This window comes from Paracidovorax oryzae ATCC 19882, assembly GCF_000687165.1.
Taxonomy (GTDB): domain Bacteria; phylum Pseudomonadota; class Gammaproteobacteria; order Burkholderiales; family Burkholderiaceae_C; genus Paracidovorax; species Paracidovorax oryzae.
This window is the reverse complement of sequence record NZ_JMKU01000008.1, coordinates 241075-258649: the sequence shown is the minus strand read 5'-3', so window position 1 is coordinate 258649 and position 17575 is coordinate 241075. Positions and strand designations below refer to the sequence as shown.

13 protein-coding genes are annotated in these 17575 nt (G+C 67.1%); 2 read left to right on the top strand and 11 right to left on the bottom strand.

Annotated features, from left to right (window positions below; genetic code table 11):
* Positions 1–378: 378 nt before the first annotated feature.
* From gshB to T336_RS0108605, 7 genes are all read right to left on the bottom strand, one after another.
* Positions 379–1329: a glutathione synthase gene (gene gshB / locus T336_RS0108635; protein WP_026432236.1), complete on the bottom strand. Its 951-nt coding sequence runs from the start codon at positions 1327–1329 to the stop codon at positions 379–381.
* A gap of 27 nt (positions 1330–1356) precedes the next feature.
* Complete coding sequence (locus T336_RS0108630) at positions 1357–2544, bottom strand: benzoate/H(+) symporter BenE family transporter (RefSeq protein WP_051647095.1); 1188 nt, start codon at positions 2542–2544, stop codon at positions 1357–1359.
* An 85-nt stretch (positions 2545–2629) separates the two neighbouring features.
* Complete coding sequence (locus T336_RS0108625; protein WP_026432234.1) at positions 2630–4498, bottom strand: potassium transporter Kup; 1869 nt, start codon at positions 4496–4498, stop codon at positions 2630–2632.
* A gap of 153 nt (positions 4499–4651) precedes the next feature.
* Positions 4652–5947: a glutamate--cysteine ligase gene (gene gshA, locus T336_RS0108620; protein ID WP_026432233.1), complete on the bottom strand. Its 1296-nt coding sequence runs from the start codon at positions 5945–5947 to the stop codon at positions 4652–4654.
* Between the two features lie 115 nt (positions 5948–6062).
* Positions 6063–7529, bottom strand: coding sequence for a TrkH family potassium uptake protein (locus T336_RS0108615; protein WP_026432232.1), 1467 nt, complete (start codon positions 7527–7529; stop codon positions 6063–6065).
* Positions 7530–7564: 35 nt separating this feature from the next.
* Positions 7565–9043: a Trk system potassium transporter TrkA gene (trkA, locus tag T336_RS0108610; protein WP_026432231.1), complete on the bottom strand. Its 1479-nt coding sequence runs from the start codon at positions 9041–9043 to the stop codon at positions 7565–7567.
* Between the two features lie 49 nt (positions 9044–9092).
* Positions 9093–10373 carry a glutamate-5-semialdehyde dehydrogenase gene (locus T336_RS0108605; protein WP_026432230.1) on the bottom strand — a complete coding sequence of 427 codons (1281 nt, stop codon included), beginning with the start codon at positions 10371–10373 and terminating at the stop codon, positions 9093–9095.
* Positions 10374–10463: 90 nt separating this feature from the next.
* On the opposite strand from T336_RS0108605, the gene T336_RS0108600 reads away from it, so the two are divergent.
* Positions 10464–10763 (top strand): hypothetical protein, encoded by a 300-nt coding sequence (locus T336_RS0108600; RefSeq protein WP_019703769.1) that lies wholly within the window; start codon positions 10464–10466, stop codon positions 10761–10763.
* 15 nt (positions 10764–10778) lie between these two features.
* Here the strand turns inward: T336_RS0108600 and holA are convergent, their stop codons facing one another.
* From holA to T336_RS0108580, 4 genes are all read right to left on the bottom strand, one after another.
* Complete coding sequence (gene holA / locus T336_RS0108595; RefSeq protein WP_019703770.1) at positions 10779–11825, bottom strand: DNA polymerase III subunit delta; 1047 nt, start codon at positions 11823–11825, stop codon at positions 10779–10781.
* 43 nt (positions 11826–11868) lie between these two features.
* Complete coding sequence (locus T336_RS0108590; protein WP_019703771.1) at positions 11869–12387, bottom strand: LPS-assembly lipoprotein LptE; 519 nt, start codon at positions 12385–12387, stop codon at positions 11869–11871.
* 47 nt (positions 12388–12434) lie between these two features.
* Positions 12435–15128: a leucine--tRNA ligase gene (leuS, locus tag T336_RS0108585; RefSeq protein ID WP_026432229.1), complete on the bottom strand. Its 2694-nt coding sequence runs from the start codon at positions 15126–15128 to the stop codon at positions 12435–12437.
* 126 nt (positions 15129–15254) lie between these two features.
* Positions 15255–15950 (bottom strand): S24 family peptidase, encoded by a 696-nt coding sequence (locus tag T336_RS0108580; protein ID WP_019703773.1) that lies wholly within the window; start codon positions 15948–15950, stop codon positions 15255–15257.
* Between the two features lie 118 nt (positions 15951–16068).
* On the opposite strand from T336_RS0108580, the gene T336_RS0108575 reads away from it, so the two are divergent.
* Complete coding sequence (locus T336_RS0108575; RefSeq protein ID WP_026432228.1) at positions 16069–17550, top strand: diguanylate cyclase domain-containing protein; 1482 nt, start codon at positions 16069–16071, stop codon at positions 17548–17550.
* Positions 17551–17575: the final 25 nt, after the last annotated feature.

Here is a 17575-nt window from a genome sequence, read left to right as displayed (position 1 = left end):
AACTTGGCACTCGCCATCAAACGCCCACGCTTATCGGCTGTATATTTTTAAGGAACCAGAAGATCAGATTTCTCTTTTCTTCTTGACTCGCTGCAATCAGCGAAGCCTTGAATTCTAACAGAGTTTTTAAAGTCCTGTCAAACTTTGTGGTTATTCATCTTTCGACTTCCAACCACCCACCAACCTTAACCACCGCAATCTCTTGCAGCACTTCAGATCAGCGAAGCCTTGAATTCTACACCAGTTTTTAGCACCAGCGCAACTCTCAGCAAAACTTTTCTCTTCTACCGCCTTCGCCACCTGCTTCCACCGCAACCCCCTCAGGAATCACAGCAATCTCAGTAGCGAAGCCCGCTAGTATAGCAACAAAAATCGCCTTCAGCTCAATTCCAACTGTTTCTCCAGCGCATCGATAAACAGCGACGGGACGTCGCATCCGGTCTGGTCGAAGATCTCCTGGAAACAGGTGGGGCTCGTCACGTTGATTTCGGTGACGCAGTCGCCGATGACATCCACGCCTGCCAGGAGCATGCCCCGCTCCAGCAGTACGGGACCGAGCCGGCGGCCGATCTCGACATCGCGGGCAGTGAGCGCGCGCGCCACCCCCTTGCCGCCGGCAGCGAGATTGCCACGAACTTCCGATCCCTGGGGAATGCGTGCAAGGCAATAAGGTACAGGCTCGCCGCCGATGATGAGGACGCGCTTGTCCCCTTCGGATATCTCGGGAAGGAACTTCTGCACCATGACGGTCTGCGCGCCATCGTGGTTGAGGGTTTCGATGATGCTGCCCAGATTGAGTCCGTCGGCCTTGACCCGGAAGATGCCCATGCCGCCCATCCCGTCCAGCGGCTTGAGGATGATGTCCCCATGTTCCGCGTGGAAGCGCCGGATGTCGCCCGCGTCCCGCGTGACGAGCGTGGGCCCGATGAGGTCGGGAAACTCCATGATGGCCAGCTTCTCGGGATGGTCGCGCAACGCACGGGGCTTGTTGAAGACCCTCGCCCCCTCCCGCTCGGCCTGCTCGAGGAGATGGGTGGCATAGAAGTACTCGCTATCGAAGGGAGGATCCTTGCGCATGAGCACGGCGCCGAATCCGGAGAGCTCGGCCTCGCGCAGGCCTGCCACGGTGAACCAGGCCTGCGCGTCACCCGTGAGGTGGAGGTCGCGTACGCGCGCCGTTACCTTGCTTCCCTGCTCCCAGCGAATGTGGCCCGGCTCGCAAACGCTCACCATATGCCCCCGGCGCTGGGCCTCTCGCATCATCGAGAACGTGGTGTCCTTGTAGATCTTGAAGTGTTCGACCGGATCGGCAACGAAAAGAATGTTCATGATTTCGTCTGGGCTGGGAAGGTGGTATCAGGCGCCGCGGGGGCGGCGTCCGTACTGTTGCACAAATAGCGTGAGCACGCCGGCGACCACGCCCCAGAAGGCGGAGCCAACGCCAGCGATCACGACACCGCTCAAGGTGACGAGGAAGGTGATGAGTGCAGCTTCACGGTGTGAATCGTCGCGCAGCGCGGTGGACAGGCCGGAGCCGATGGTTCCGAGCAGTGCCAGGCCGGCGATGGCGACCACCAGCTCGCGCGGGAATGCAGTCAGCAGTCCGGTCACCACCGCACCGAACAGGCCGATGACGACATACAGCGCGCCACAGGCCACGGCAGCCGTGTATCGGCGCGACCGGTCTTCGTGCGCCTCCGGCCCCATGCACATGGCAGCAGTGATCGCGCTGAAGTTAAGGGCATAGGCACCGAAAGGCGCCAGCGCCAGGGTGGCCAGCCCGGTCATGGTCAGGAGACGGGACACCGGCAGAGGGTAGCCGGAGGCCCGGATGACAGCCACGCCCGGAAGATTCTGCGATGCCATGGTGACCACGAAAAGCGGCAGCGCCAGGCCGATGACTGCGGACGCGGTGAACTCCGGGGCCGTGAAGACCGGGACGGCCCAGGCGAGGTGGACGGTCGCCAGCGATATCTGGCCTTGAGCGGCCGTGAATGCGATGGCGGCAGCCAGCGTGAGCACGATGGCGTAGCGCGGCAACCAGCGGCGTGCGATGAGGTAGGTGAAAAGCATCAGCAGGACCAGCGGCAGCGCAGTCTGGGCGGCCACGAAAGCCTGCATGCCGAAGCGCGCGAGCACGCCGGCCAGCAGCGCGGAGGCGATCTCTGCCGGGATGCGGTGCATGGCGCGCTCGAACCAGCCCGTGGCGCCAGCAAGGGTGATGAGCACGGCGCACAGCATGAAGGCGCCTACCGCCTCGCCCATGGAATAGCCGCCTGCAAGGCCTGCCGACGCCAGCACCGCGGCACCGGGCGTGGACCAGGCGACCATCACCGGCTGGCGCAGGAGCAGTGAAGGAACCAGGGAGCACAGTCCCATGCCGAGCCCGAGGGCCCACATCCAGGAAGTGATCTGGGCGGGCGTGGCACCGAAGGCCTGGGCCGCCTGGAAGACGAGGGTGACTGAACTGGTGAATCCCACCAGCACCGCGACGAATCCCGCCGCCGTAGCGGAGAGGCTGATATCTCTGAGAAAGGAACGCATGAGGGGCAGGATTCTGTCAATCTGCGCGAACGCGCATCCCTCTGCACGAGGATGGCCCCGGGACACCCGGGGCTGCCCCGTCCTTTCAGATCTCGATCTTGGAGCCCAGCTCCACCACGGAATTGCTGGGCAGGTTGAGGAAGCCTGCGGCTCCGCTCGCGTTGTGGTGCATCTGTGCGAAGAGTTTCTCCCGCCAGGGTGCCATGCCGCTGCCGATCGTCGGGGTGACCACGTCCCGGGAGAGGAAGTAGCTGGTGGTCATCGACTCCAGTTCGCAACCGCGCCCGCGCATGAGCGCCAGCGCGCCCGGAAGGTCGGGGTCGTTCTTGAAGCCGTAGTGCACCATGACCTGCCAGCAGTCGCCCCCGAGGGCTTCGACCTGCAGGCGCTTGTCGAGACCGATCCAGGGGACTTCGTGGTTGCGGACGGTGACGAACAGGTTCTGCTGGTGCAGTACCTTGTTGTGCTTGAGGTTGTGGAGCAGCGCGTTCGGCACCGCGCCCGGCTCCGCCGTGAGAAAGACGGCCGTGCCATCCACGCGTGTCGGCGGACTGACGAATACGGCCGTGAGGAAATCCCTCAGGTCGATGGCGTCGGCGCGCAGCTTCTCGTTCAGGAGCTCGCGGCCGCGCTTCCAGGTCATCATGAGCATGAAGACGATGGAGCCGATCATCAGCGGGAACCAGCCGCCCTGGAGCAGCTTGAGCAGGTTGGAGCTGAAGAAGGCGAGATCCACGAGAAAGAAGAAGCCCGTGGCCCCGATGCACAGCGCCAGCGGATACCGCCAGCCGTAGCGAATGACGAAGAAGGTGAGCACGGTGGTGATGAGCATGTCCAGCGTGACGGCGATGCCATAGGCGGCCGCGAGGTTGCTGCTGGAACGGAACATGACCACGGCCAGCACGATGGCGAGGAACAGTGCCCAGTTGACGAACGGTATGTAGATCTGCCCGGTATCGCGCACGCTGGTGTGCAGGATGTTCAGCCGCGGCAGGTAGCCCAGCTGGATCACCTGCTTGGTCACGCTGAACGCTCCGGTGATCAGGGCCTGGGAGGCGATGACGGTGGCCACGGTGGCCATGATCACGAGCGGGATGAGGGCCCAGTCGGGGGCCATCATGTAGAAGGGGTTCTTGACGGCTTCCGGCTCGGCGAGCAGGAGGGCGCCCTGCCCGAAATAGTTGATGGTGAGGGCGGGCATCGCCACGCTGAACCATGCCAGGCGGATCGGCTTTTTTCCGAAGTGCCCGAGATCGGCGTAGAGGGCTTCGGCACCGGTCACGCAGAGGACCACGGCGCCGAGGATGATGAAGCTCGTTCCCGGATTGCGCCAGATGAAGCCGAGCGCGTGGTGCGGGCTCAGGGCCCCCAGGATTTCCGGGTGCCCCATGATGTGCGGCACGCCGAGGGCCGCGATGGAGGTGAACCACACCAGCGTCACCGGCCCGAAATAGCGCCCGATGCCACCGGTGCCGCGCTTTTGCACGGCGAACAGGCAGAACAGCACGACGAGCGTGAGGGGGATGACGGCCCGCCCGAAGTGCGGCGATACGACTTCCAGCCCTTCCACCGCCGACAGCACGGAGATGGCGGGCGTGATGACTCCGTCGCCGTAGAACAGGGATGTGCCGAAGACGCCTATGCCCAGCAGGGCGGAACGCAGCTTCGGCTTGTCCTTCACCGCCTGGGAGGCCAGGGCCAGCATGGCGATGAGCCCGCCTTCGCCGTTGTTGTCCGCCCGCAGGACAAGCACGACGTACTTCAGCGAGACGATGGTCGTGAGCGTCCAGAAAAGGATGGACAGCACGCCATAGACGTTCTGGGGCGTGAAGGCCACGTGGCCGGAGCCGAAGACTTCCTTGACGGCATACAGCACGCTGGTGCCGATGTCGCCATACACGACGCCGATGGCGCCGAGGGTGAGCGCCGCAAGCGAGGATTTGGAGCGTTGCACTGCAGGGCCCCTCCGGCACCGTGCCGGATGGGGTTCCGGTATTGGGGGACCGCTATTGTGACAAGGAGCGGGGAAAGCACTCCCACAGGCCGCTCCATGTTGCAGGGCAGCAACTAAGCGCCAGACGGGGAGTCTGCAGCGCTGCGCAGTGGCTTATTCGTAGATCTCGGCCTCGGGGTTGGTCGCCTCGAGTTCGTAGCTGGCCGCCAGCATGGCCAGCCGGGCGATCACGCCATACATGTAGAACCGGTTGGGCGCGCTGGCGCCGGGCCGGGCTCCGGGCTGGGGCAGGTGGGTGCTTTGCTCGAAGGCGAGCGGCACGAAGCTCGCCCCGGGCGCATTGAGGTTCTCGTCCACGCCCCGCTCGGCATGCATGCGGTAGAAGCCGCCGACCACGTAGCGGTCCATCATGTACACGACGGGCTCGGCCACGGCCTCGTGCACGCGCTCGCGGGTCAGGACGCCTTCCTGAAGGATGACGTCGGTCACCGGCTGGCCGTCCTTGACGATGGCCATCTTGTTGCGCGTCTTGCGGTTGAGCGCGTCGAGGTCCTTGGCATCGCGCACGGTCATGACGCCCATGCCGTAGGTGCCGTTGTCGGCCTTGACGATGACGAACGGCTTCTCATTGATGCCGTATTCCTTGTACTTGCGCCGGACCTTGGCCAGTTGGGCATCCAAGGCGGAGCGCAAGGCCTCCACGCCCGCACCTTCGCTGAAATCCAGCCCTTCGCAGTGGCTGAAGAGCGGATGGATGAGCCAGGGGTCGATGCCCAGGAGCTTGCCGAAGCGCTTGGACACCTCCTCGTAGCTCTGGAAATGGCGGCTCTTGCGGCGAACGGTCCAGCCGGCATGCAAGGGCGGCAGCAGGTACTGCTCGTGCAGATCCTCCAGGATGCCCGGAGGGCCGGCGGACAGGTCGTTGTTGAGCAGAATGGTGCAGGGATCGAAGTTCTTGAGCCCCAGGCGGCCCTTGTCGCGCACGACAGGCTCCAGCGTGACCGAGTCGCCGTTGGGCAGCGTGACGGTGGTGGGCTTCTTGATCTCGGGGCTGATGGAGCCCACGCGCACGTTGAGCCCGGCCATGTTGAAGATGCGCTGCAACTGGATCACGTTCGCGAGGTAGAACGTGTTGCGGCTGTGGTTCTCGGGGACGATGAGGAGGTTGCGCGCCTCGGGACAGATCTTCTCGATCGCGGCCATGGCGGCCTGCACGGCCAGCGGAAGCATCTCGGCCGTGAGGTTGTTCCAGCCTCCGGGGAAGAGGTTGGTGTCCACGGGCGCGAGCTTGAAGCCGGCATTGCGGATGTCCACCGAGGTGTAGAAGGGCGGTGTGTGCTCCATCCACTCGAGCCGGAACCAGCGCTCGATCGCAGGCATGGCGTCGAGGATGCGCTGTTCTAGCTCGTTGATCGGCCCCGTGAGGGCGGTGATGAGATGCGGAACCATGGGGTACCCTCGGAAATCAGGGAAGACGGCATTGCGCCGAAAGTGGAGTCGATTGTAGGGATTTGGGGGCGCGGGCCGGGTTCGCAAGCTTTTTCCGCCGCGAAGTGCCGTGGGATCAGCGCCGCCAGAAAGCGGGCGTGAGCAACGCCATGAAGCTGAGGATCTCCAGCCGGCCGAGCAGCATGGCAAGCGTGCAGACCCAGAGCTGGAAGTCGGTGAGCACGGCGTAATTGGCCGCGGGACCGATGAGGCCCAGGCCCGGGCCGGTGCAGTGGACGCTGGCGATCACGGCGCTGAAGGCGGTGACGACGTCCAGGTCGGTGAGCAGCAGGACCATGCTGAGCACCGTGATGGTGGCGGCATAGACCAGCATGTAGGCCAGCACGGCGAAGATCATCCGGTTCTCGACCACGGCGGAACCCAGGCGCACCGGCTGCACCGCGCGCGGATGCACGAGCCGCGTCATCTCGCGGCGCGCCTGCTGCAGCAGGATGAGCACCCGGACCATCTTGATGCCCCCGCCCGTGGAGCCGGCGCTGGTCGCCACGCCGGACAGCATGAGCAGGAAGACCGGGGCGAACACCGGCCACCCGAGGTAATCGGTGGTGGCGAAGCCGGTGGTGGTGGCCACGGACACGGTGTGGAACATGCCGTGCCGCAACGCGTCCAGGGGCGCGTAGATGCCTTTGAACCAGAGCAGCAGCGCCACGAAAAGGCCGCTGCCGAGCAGGGTGCACACGGTGGCTCGCAGTTCAGGATCGTGCCAGCAGGTACGCCAGTGCCCCTTGCGCAGGGCGACGAAATACAGCGCGAAGTTGCAGCTGGCCAGTACCATGAAGACGATGGCGATCGCCTCCAGCAGGGGCGAGTGGAAGTGGCCGAAGCTGGCGTCGTAAGGCGACAGCCCTCCGAGGCTCACCGTGGCGAACATGTGCATCAGCGCATCCGGGACCGCCATGCCGCCAGCCCAGAACGCGAGCGCGCAGGCCAGGGAGAACACGACATACACGCCCCAGAGGCCCTTGGCTGTCTGGGTCATGCGGGGAGTGAGCTTGGTGTCCTTGACGGGTCCCGCGGCTTCGGCCTTGAAGAGCTGGCTGCCACCCACGCCGAGCAGCGGCAGCACGGCGACGGCCAGGATGAGGATACCCATGCCGCCGATCCATTGCATGAAAGTGCGCCAGATGTTGACCGACAGGGGCAGCGAGTCGAGCCCGGACAGCACGGTCGCACCCGTGGTGGTGAGCCCGGAGACGGCCTCGAAGTAGGCGTGCGTGAAGCCGATGGAGCGACCGATGGCATGCAGCGCCACCATGAGCGGCAGGGATGCGAACAGCGGCAGCACCAGCCAGACCAGCGACACGAGCATGACGCCGTGGCGGGGTTGCAGCTCCCGCGCATGCCGGCGCAGGCCGAGCCAGAGTGCGCAGCCGCACGCGAAGGTGACTCCCAGGCTGCCGGCATAGACCGGCCAGAGGCCTTCTCCGGCCCACACGGACGCCCCCAGGGGAACGCCCAGGGCCCAGGAGAACATCGCGAGCAGCGCGCCGAACACGCGCAGCACCGGCAGCAGGTCCGGCAGGGCCTCGGAAAGCGCGGAAGGCACGGACATCGCGGTCAGAAAAACGTCGCGCTCACCCGGAAGGCCTTTTCCACCTCGCGCACCAGCCGCTTGTGCGGCAGGAAGAAAACCACATGGTCGCCGCTTTCGATGACCGTGTGGCTCTGCGGGATGATGACTTCCGGCTCGACGGCGGGGACGGACACGCCCTCGCCCGCATCGGCCGTGGCGTGCTCGCCAAGGCCGCGCACGATGAGCCCCATGTGCACGTCATGCGGCAGGTGGATTTCGCCGACGCGGCGGCCGACCACGCGCGAGCTTCTGCGGTCGCCGCGGGCGACGATCTCCAGCGCCTCGGCCACGCCGCGGCGCAGGCTGTGGACCGCCTGGACATCCCCGCGGCGCACGTAGGCAAGCAGTTCGCCCAGCATGGCCTGCGCCGGCGAGAGCGCGATGTCGATCTGCGTGCCGTGCATGAGGTCGGCATAGGAGCGGCGGTTGATCAGTGCAAGCACCCGGCTCGCGCCCATGCGCTTGGCGAGCAGGCAGGCCATGATGTTGTCTTCGTCATCGTCGGTGATGGCAAGGAACAGGTCCACCTCTTCGATGCATTCGTCGCCGAGCAGGTCTTCATCGGTGGCGTCCCCGTGCAGTACCAGCACCTCCGCGGGCAGCACCGAGGCCAGTTCCGTGCAGCGATCGGCGTTCGACTCCAGGATCTTGACGTGGAAGCCGCCCTGCTCCGCCAACTGGCGCGCGAGCCGCAGCCCCACACGGCCGCCGCCCGCGATCATGATGCGGCGCACCGGCCGCGGCGGCACACCGCCGCGCTGGTGCAGCGCCGCGAGCACCCGAGGGACCTGCTCACGGGCTGCGAGCACGAAGACTTCGTCGCCGGCCTCGATGCGGGTGGTGCCGTCGCAGGCCACGAAACGGTCGGGCTCTTCCGGAAAGCGGCGGTAGATCGCGACCACGCGCATGGCGACATCGGGAGCACTCGCACGCATGTCGGCGATGCGCATGCCCACGACCGGCGCGCCGGCCCGGGCACGGACGGAGGCCAGGCAGGCACGGCCGCCCGCGAATTCCCGCACCTGCAGGGCCTCGGGATATTGGACGAGCTTGCCGATGTAGCGCGTGAGAGACTCTTCCGGGCAGATGATGCGGTCCACCGCCAAGCCCTCCTTGCCGAGCAGCGCGCGGCCCCGCTCGTCGCCGGCGCCGAAGCCCGAGGAGCGGACGCGCGCGATGCGCGTGGGCACGTTGAAGATCAGCTGGGCGATCTTGCAGCAGACCAGGTTGGTCTCGTCGAGCGCGGCACAGGCGATGAGCAGGTCGGTATCCGCGGCTCCGGCCTCGGCCAGCACCTCAGGATCGATGCCGCTGCCGACGACGCCGCGCAGGTCGAAGCGCGACTCCAGGTCGCGCAGGCGCCGGGCATCGGTGTCGATGACGGTGATGTCGTTCTTCTCGGACACCAGGCTGTCGGCCACGCTCTCGCCCACGCGGCCCGCGCCCAGGATGATGATCTTCATGCGGCAGGAACGGAGGAAGGGGGGAGGAAGTCCGCCGGCAGCGGTCCGCTCATGCGCGGATGTCGCCCTCGCCGAGCACCACCCACTTGAGCGAGGTGAGGCCTTCGATGCCCACCGGGCCGCGGGCATGGAATTTGTCGGTGCTGATGCCGATCTCGGCGCCCAGGCCGTACTCGAAGCCGTCGGCGAAACGGGTGCTGGCATTCACCATCACGCTGGCCGAATCCACTTCGCGCAGGAAGCGCTGGGCATGCATGTGGTCCCGCGTGAGGATGGCGTCGGTGTGGTGGCTGCCGTAGCGGTTGATGTGGTGGATCGCCTCGTCCAGGCCGTCCACCACCTTGATGCTGATGATGGGCGCGAGGTATTCCTCGGACCAGTCCTGCTCGGTGGCGGGCACGAGCGTGGCGCCCGGCACGCCGGCCAGCAGGGCCAGGGCCTCCGGGCAGCCGCGCATTTCCACGCCCTTGGCCGCATAGACGACGCCGATCTGCGGCAGGAATTCGGCCGCCACGCCACGCGCGACGAGCAGCCCTTCGCTGGCATTGCAGGGACTGTACTTCTGCGTCTTGGCATTGTTGGCCACCTTCACGGCCATGGCGACATCGCAGGGGTCGTCCACGTAGGTGTGGCAGTTGCCGTCCAGGTGCTTGATGACGGGCACCTTGGCATCGCGGCTGATGCGCTCGATCAGGCCCTTGCCGCCGCGGGGAATGATGACGTCCACGTACTGTGGCATGGCGATGAGGTGTCCCACGGCTTCGCGGTCGGTGGTCTGCACGAGCTGCACGGCATCGCCGGGCAGGCCGGCCTCCTCGAGCGCCTCCTGCACGAGGCGCGCGAGGGCGCGATTGGAATCGATGGCCTCGGAACCGCCCCGCAGGATGCAGGCGTTGCCGCTCTTGATGCTCAGCGAGGCGGCCTCGATGGTCACGTTGGGGCGGCTTTCGTAGATCATGCCGAAGACGCCGATCGGCACGCGCATCTGGCCCACGCGGATGCCGCTGGGCTGCTGGCGCATGCCGGAGATCTCGCCGATCACGTCGCCCATGGCCGCGAGCTGTTCGCAGCCCAGGGCGCAGGTCTCCAGGACCCTGGGAGTGAGCTTGAGCCGGTCCACCATGGGCTCGGCGAGGCCGGCAGCCCGGGCGCGCTCGAGATCGCGGACATTGTCCGCCTGCAGGGCGGTGGTGTTGTCGCGCAGGCGGCGGGCCAGCGCCAGCAGTGCCCGGTTCTTGACGGCCGATGGCGCCCGCGCCATCAGCGCGGAGGCGGCCTTGGCCTGGGATCCGAGGGCGTGGAGGGTTTCGGCGATGTGCTGCGCGTTCATGGGCGTGATTTTGACGCATCGCTGCGCCGCCTGCCCGGCACGGGTTTCCCCGCCGGGCGGCACGCGCCGGTTTTGCTACCCTCGCCCGCCATGACGACCACCCCGACCACTGCGTTGCCAGCCGCCCAGCTCACCACCCTCGCCACGGCCGTGGAGGACCTTCGCGCCGCGCGCACGACGCCTCACGCCTTCAGCGAGGTGGCACGCGCACAAGCGGCGCTGCTGGAGGCACTGCCGCCGCGCTACGCCCAGGTGCTGGCGGATCTGCTGGACCGGCTCGAATCCTCGGCGCTGTTCTCGGAGGAAAGCTGCTCGTTCAGCCAGGGCGGCCTGATCGACAGCCTGCAGGCCTGGGTGGACAAGGCGCGGATCCAGGTCAACGCCCAATAGGCGACTCAGGGGTGTTCACCTGACAGCCTTGCACAGCTGCAGCGCCAGCCGGTGCAGTGCCTGCCAGCCATCGACCGGCCAGTCGGGCACCTTGAGGCCCTTGACGATACCGTCCACGATGTGGGCGGACTGCAGCAGGCGCGAAGCGGCGGCATCGGAAAAACGGGGCACGATGCGCTCGAAGAGCCGCTCTTTCGTCCCCCAGACGCGGTTTTCACGCAGGGCCATGGGCAGCGGCTTGCCGGCATTCACCGCATCCTTCACGCGCTTCAGGGAGCGGATGTCCTCGGCGAGGGTCCAGTGGACCAGTACCTCGGCCTCGCCTTCGGCCTGCAGGCCGTCGAGCATGCGCTGCATGCGCGCCACCTGGCCGGACAGCACGGCCTCCGAGAGCTTGAAGACGTCGTAGCGTGCCACATTGAGCACGGCAGCCTCGACCTGGCCCCAGGAGAGTTCGCCGGGCGGGTGCAGCAGGGCGAGCTTCTGGATTTCCTGGTGGGCAGCCAGCAGGTTGCCCTCCACGCGGTCGGCGAAGAACTGCAGCGTGCGCTGCCCCTCCTCCCCTGCAGCCACGCGCTGGCCCTGCACCGCCAGGCGTTGCGCGATCCACTGCGGCAGGACGCCGCGTTCCACCGGGTCGATCTGCACGCTCACGCCCTCGCGGTCCAGGGCCGAGAACCAGGCGCCGGTGCGCGTGGCCTTGTCCAGCCGCGGCAGCATCACGAGCGTCAACGTGCCCTCGTTGCCTGCGGCAGCCGCGGCGATCTGCTGCAGGGCCGCACCGCCATCCTTGCCCGGCTTGCCCGAGGGAATGCGGATTTCCACGACCTGCTTGTCCGCGAAAAGCGATAGCGAGCCGCCCGCCGCCAGCACCGCGCTCCAGTCGAAGTGCGCGCCCGCCACAGTGTGGCTGCTGCGCTCGGTGTAGCCCTGCTCTCGCGCGGCGGCACGGATGGCATCCGCGGCCTCCTGCTGCAGCAGCGGCTCATCACCGTGGATCACGTAGAGCGGACGCACCCCCTTCTGGAGGTGTGCGGCCAGCTGGTTCAGCGCGATCTGCATGGGTATGGACCACCCTTCCCGTGGGGAGCCGGCCAGGGCATTCTCATTGCAGGCGCGCCGCGGCCAGGCGCCGCAGCAGCTGCTGCACGAGGTCGGTCTGCATGTTGCGGTAGAGCAGCGCCTCTTCGGCCTCCTTGGCCAGGGCGATGCTTTCGTTGTAGCTCACGTCGCGCTGCTGCAGGAGTTCCGTCGGCGGGGTCAACTCCGTGCCCTGCTGGTTGCGCAGCCGAAAGCGGATGCGCAGGCGCAGTTGCAGTTCACGCACCTGGCCGGACGCGCTGTAGCCCACCACCACGCGCTCGCGCTGCTCGGACAGCAACTCGAACACCGCGTCGGCCTTGGGCAGGTCGGCGGGATCGCGCAGCACGGTGAGGTTGCCGCCCGAGCCCTTGAGGGTGCGCTCGAGTTCACGGCCGAGGGCCGAGCCCGCATCGGCCTGGATGTAGAGGGTGCGGAACTGGAACTCCGGCGCGCGGCGCAGATGGAAGCCGCAGGCAGTGAGGCCGGCGCCCAGCGGGGCTGCGGCCAGCAAGGTCAGGAACGAGCGTTTGCGCTGCAGCATGGTGCGGTCTCTCTGGTGCAATGGGTTCAAAACGGGCGGCAACGCGATCAGATCACCACGTTCACCAGCCGGCCCGGCACGACCACGACCTTCTTGGGCGCGGCGCCGGCAGCGTGCTTGTGGAAGTCCTCGCTCGCGAGGGCGATGCGCTCGATCTCCGCCTTGTCGGCACCGGCCGGCACGCGGATCGCGCCGCGCAGCTTGCCGTTGATCTGCAGCACCAGTTCGATCTCGTCCTGCACCAGTGCGCCGGCATCCACCTGGGGCCAGGGTGCGTCCAGCAGGTCGCCCAGCGCGTTCGCGTAGCCCAGCGAACTCCAGAGGCCGTGGGCGATGTGGGGCGTGGCGGGATAGAGCACGCGCAGCAGGATGCCGAAGCCTTCGATCAGCGCGACCAGGCCGCCGGGCGCGTCCGTGGACTTGAAGTCCTCCAGCGCGTTGAGCATCTTCATCGCACCGGAGACCACGGTGTTGTACTGCATGCGCTGGTAGTCGTAGTCCACCTGCTTGAGCACGGTATGGATCTCCAGGCGCAGCGCCTTGGCCTCCTTGCCGAATTGCACGTCCTTCAGGCTCTCGGCGCCCTGGATGGCGGCCTCGGTGGCCGCGGCATCGATGCCCGTGAGCTTCACGCCGAAATTCCACACGCGGCGCAGGAAGCGGTAGCTGCCCTCGACGGCGGCGTCGTTCCATTCCAGCGTGGCCTCGGGCGGCGCGGTGAACATGGTGTAGAGGCGCGCCGTATCGGCGCCGTACTTCTCGATCAGTTCCTGCGGATCGACGCCGTTGTTCTTGGACTTGGACATGGTGCCCACGCCCTCGTAGTCGATCGGCGTGCCGACGGGCAGGTCACCCACCGCGCTCTTCAGGCGGGCGCCAGTGATCTTGCCGGTCTCGTCCACGACGTGCTCGACATCGTGCGGCCAGAAGTATTCCTTGCCGCCCTTCTCGGTGCGGCGCGAATAGATGTGGTTGAGCACCATGCCCTGCGTGAGCAGCTTGGTGAAGGGCTCGTCCACCTTCACCAGGCCCAGGTCGCGCATGACCTTGGTCCAGAAGCGCGCATAGAGCAGGTGCAGGATGGCATGCTCGATGCCGCCGATGTACTGGTCCATGGGCATCCAGTAGTCGGCGCCGCCGGCCACCATGGCTTCGGCGTTCTTCGGGTCGCAGTAGCGCATGAAGTACCACGACGAATCCACGAACGTGTCCATGGTGTCGGTCTCGCGCCTCGCGGCCTTGCCGCAGACGGGGCATTTCACGCCGGCGTGGAAGCCCTCGTGCTTGTGCAGCGGATTGCCGGAGCCGTCCGGGATGCAGTCCTGTGGCAGCACCACGGGCAGGTCTTTCTCGGGCACCGGCACCGCACCATGCTCGTCGCAATGGATGATCGGGATCGGCGTGCCCCAGTAGCGCTGGCGGGAAACGCCCCAGTCGCGCAGGCGCCAGGTGGTCTTCTTCTCGCCCAGGCCCTTTTCCTGCAGCGCATGTGCCACGGCGGAGACAGCCTCCGGGTACGACAGGCCGCTGAAACTGTCGGAGTTGATGGTGACGCCGTTCTGCTTGTCGGCGTACCAGTCCTGCCAGCGGTGGTAGTCGAAGGTCTCGCCATCGACGAGCACGACCTGCTTGATCTCGATGCCGTACTTGAGCGCGAAGGCGAAGTCGCGCTCGTCGTGCGCGGGCACGCCCATGACGGCGCCGTCGCCGTACCCCATGAGCACGTAATTGCCCACCCAGACCTCGACCGGCTCTTGCGTGAGCGGGTGCGTGACGGTCAGGCCCGTGCGCACGCCCTTCTTCTCCTGCGTGGCCAGCTCGGCCTCGGTGGTGCCGCCGGTCTTGCATTCCTCGATGAACGCGGCGACCTCGGGGTTGGAGCGCGCGGCATGGGTGGCCAGCGGATGCTCCGGTGCCACGGCGCAGAAGGTGACGCCCATGATGGTGTCGGCACGCGTGGTGAACACGTACATGCGGCCACCGCCGATGGGCTGGCCGTCTTCCCCGCGGATGTCATGCGTGAAGGCGAAGCGCACGCCCTCGCTCTTGCCGATCCAGTTCTCCTGCATCAGCCGCACCTTGTCGGGCCAGCCGGTGAGCGTGGCATTCGGGTTGCCCACCTGCACGTGGTCGAGCAGTTCCTGCGCGTAGTCGGTGATCTTCAGGTAGTAGCCGGGGATCTCGCGCTTTTCCACGAGTGCGCCGGTGCGCCAGCCCCGGCCGTCGATGACCTGCTCGTTGGCGAGCACGGTCTGGTCCACCGGATCCCAGTTCACGACCTGGGTCTTGCGATAGGCGATGCCCTTTTCCAGCATCTTGAGGAACAGCCACTGGTTCCACTGGTAGTAAGCCGGATCACAGGTGGCGACTTCGCGCGACCAGTCGATGGCCAGCCCCATCGCCTGCATCTGCTTCTTCATGTAGGCGATGTTGTCGTAGGTCCACTGCGCGGGCGGCACGCCGTTCTTGAGCGCCGCGTTCTCGGCCGGCAGGCCGAAGGCGTCCCAGCCCATGGGCATCAGCACGTTGTGGCCGTTCATGCGCAGGTAGCGCGTGAGCATGTCGTTGATCGTGTAGTTGCGCACGTGCCCCATGTGCAGCTTGCCGCTGGGATAGGGCAGCATGGAGCAGGCATAGAACTTCTTCTTGCCGGCGTCTTCGGTCACGCGGTAGGCATCGCGGGCAGTCCAGTGGCTGTGCGCGGCGCGCTCGACCTCGGCGGGGGTGTATTTGTCTTGCATGGAAAAAAGGGGACCGGGCCGCACTGGCGGCCGCCGGCGTTTTCGCAGGAGGAGGGGTTCGCCGGATTTTAGGCGGGATGCGGACACCCTCGTCCGGGCGCCACGGCCGGAGGGCCGCGGGCGGCTTCAGATGGACTCGCTCTGCTTGAATACCAGCCGGCCGATGGGGATGCAGTCCGGCTCGGCCCAGGCCTTGCGCGGATAGCGGGCCTGGTCGGGGTTGTCGCACGAAAGCCACCAATGCCCGCCATCGCGCTGGACGCGCCTCAGCAGCACTTCGCCGAAGCCGTTGATGGCGAAGACCTGCCCGTCGCGCAACGTGGTGTCCGAGGTGTTCACGACCACGATGTCGCCTGCCTGGATGGAAGGCTCCATGCCGCAGCCGCGCACGCGGATGGCCAGCAGGCATTGGGGCATGTAGCCGCGACGCTCCAGCCAGTGGCGGTGGAAGGTGATGGGGGCGTCTTCATCGGTCTCGTCGGGCCAGATCGCGTAATCCGCGATGCCGGGCCGCAAATGCAGGGAGACCGGGAAGAGCTCGTACATCTCAGGCCCTGCGTCGAAGTCGTATGCGACGGAGGTTTCCCGGATGCCGGCCGGCGCCGGCGGCTGCGAGAACCAGGCGTGCATGCCGCGCAGGGACTCGATGTGGCGCACCGTCTTGTCCGACACGGCACGGTTGCCGCAGAGCATCTGGCGCACGAAGGCGCCGCCGCGGTAGCCCAGCAGGCGACCGAAAGCAGCCACGTTGCCCTCCGACAGACGGCGCACGGCATCGGCGAGCCGTGCCCGCCGCTGCTCCTGAATCCGACGCTCGTCCATCAAACCAAGTTAGCATGCCGGATGGAACCATTTGCTATGATGATTTCATACCAATTGCTGACAATAGTAGCCGATCCGCACGTACGACGGCACGACTCTCGTGGGAGGCGAGCGCAGCATGGAAGACATCGCAAAAATGGAATCCGCTGCCGTGCCGGTGGCACCGGCCCCCGGGAGCGAGGCCCGGCCCCCGCCGTGCCCTGATGCGCCCTGGCCGGCGCTGCTGTGCGGCATGGGCCACGGCGGGTGCGCGGTCTTCGCCCTGGATACCCGGGGCCGGTTCACCTGCGCCAGCGAGGGAACGGGCCAGTTGCTGGGGCGGCCAGCCGCATCCCTGCCCGGGCAACGCATGGCAGACCTCCTGGCACGCCCACCATCCGATCCCCGTCTGCACCAGCTGCTGCTCGGGGGCCCGTTGCCCGCGGCGGCCTCCGGTTACCGCTGCGAGACATTGCTGCACCCCGCGGACGGCACGCCGATCTGGGTGCAGGCGGCGCTTCTGCCGGCGGCCGGGCTGCTCACCGGCATGCTGACCGACATCACGGCCACGAAGGTGCGCGAACGGCTGCAGCACCGGGCGCTCGACGCGATGGCGCACGACCTGCCCCTGTCCGAAATCGCTGCCGGCCTGTGCGAGGACATCGAAGCCATGCTGCCGGGCATCGCCGTGTCGGTGCTGGAAGTGGACGGCCAGCGCCAGCTGAGGTGCCTGGCGGCCCCCCAGCTGGAAGATGTCATGGCCACGCACATCGACGGCCAGCCTGCCGGGCAGGACGGGGACGCCCGCGGCGCGGCCGCCTGGCGCTCGGCCTCTGCTGCCTGCACGGATATCGCGGCAGACCCGCGCTGGGCCCCGTGGCGGGAGCCGCTGGCGGCGCGGGGCTTCACGGCCTGCTGGTCCACCCCGATCCTGGGCCGCGATGGCCGGCTGCTGGGCTCCTTCACGCTGCACGGCCGGGGCGCCCTGGGCTGCGACGGGCTGCCCCTGCATGCCCTGGAGGCGGGAGCACGGCTGTGCGCACTGCTGCTGGAGCGGGAGCACACCCAGCAAAGCTTCCGCCGGCTGGCCTACCAGGATGCCGTCACCGGGCTGCCCAACCGGGCGTTCCTGCTGGAGGCCACGGAGCGCCTGATCCGCGAGGCGCGCCGGGAAGGCCATTCCCTGGCGATCGCGTTCATCGACCTGGACCGGTTCAAGCAGGTGAACGACCAGCTGGGCCACCGGGCCGGCGACGACCTGCTGCGCGAAGTGGCGCAGAGGTTGCAGGGCGCCTCGCGACGGGCCGACATCGTGGCCCGTATCGGGGGCGACGAATTCGCCGCGGTACTGCCCCACTGCGGCAGCCGCGAGGCAGCCGCGGCCGCTCGCAGGCTGCTGGCGGCCGCAGTGCGTCCCGTGCTGCTCCATGGCAGGTGCTGGAGCCTGGGCGCCAGCATCGGCATCGCCCAGTACCCCCGTGACGGTACGAACGCCGCCACGCTGCTGCACCACGCGGACCTGGCCATGTATGCCGCCAAGCGGGCAGGCGGCCAGCGCCTGAGCATCTTCCGGGGCAAGGCGCCGGGCGCACCGGTGGTGCGCGAGGCCCTGGACGGGTGATCGGCGGCGGCCGCCGGAGAGGAGC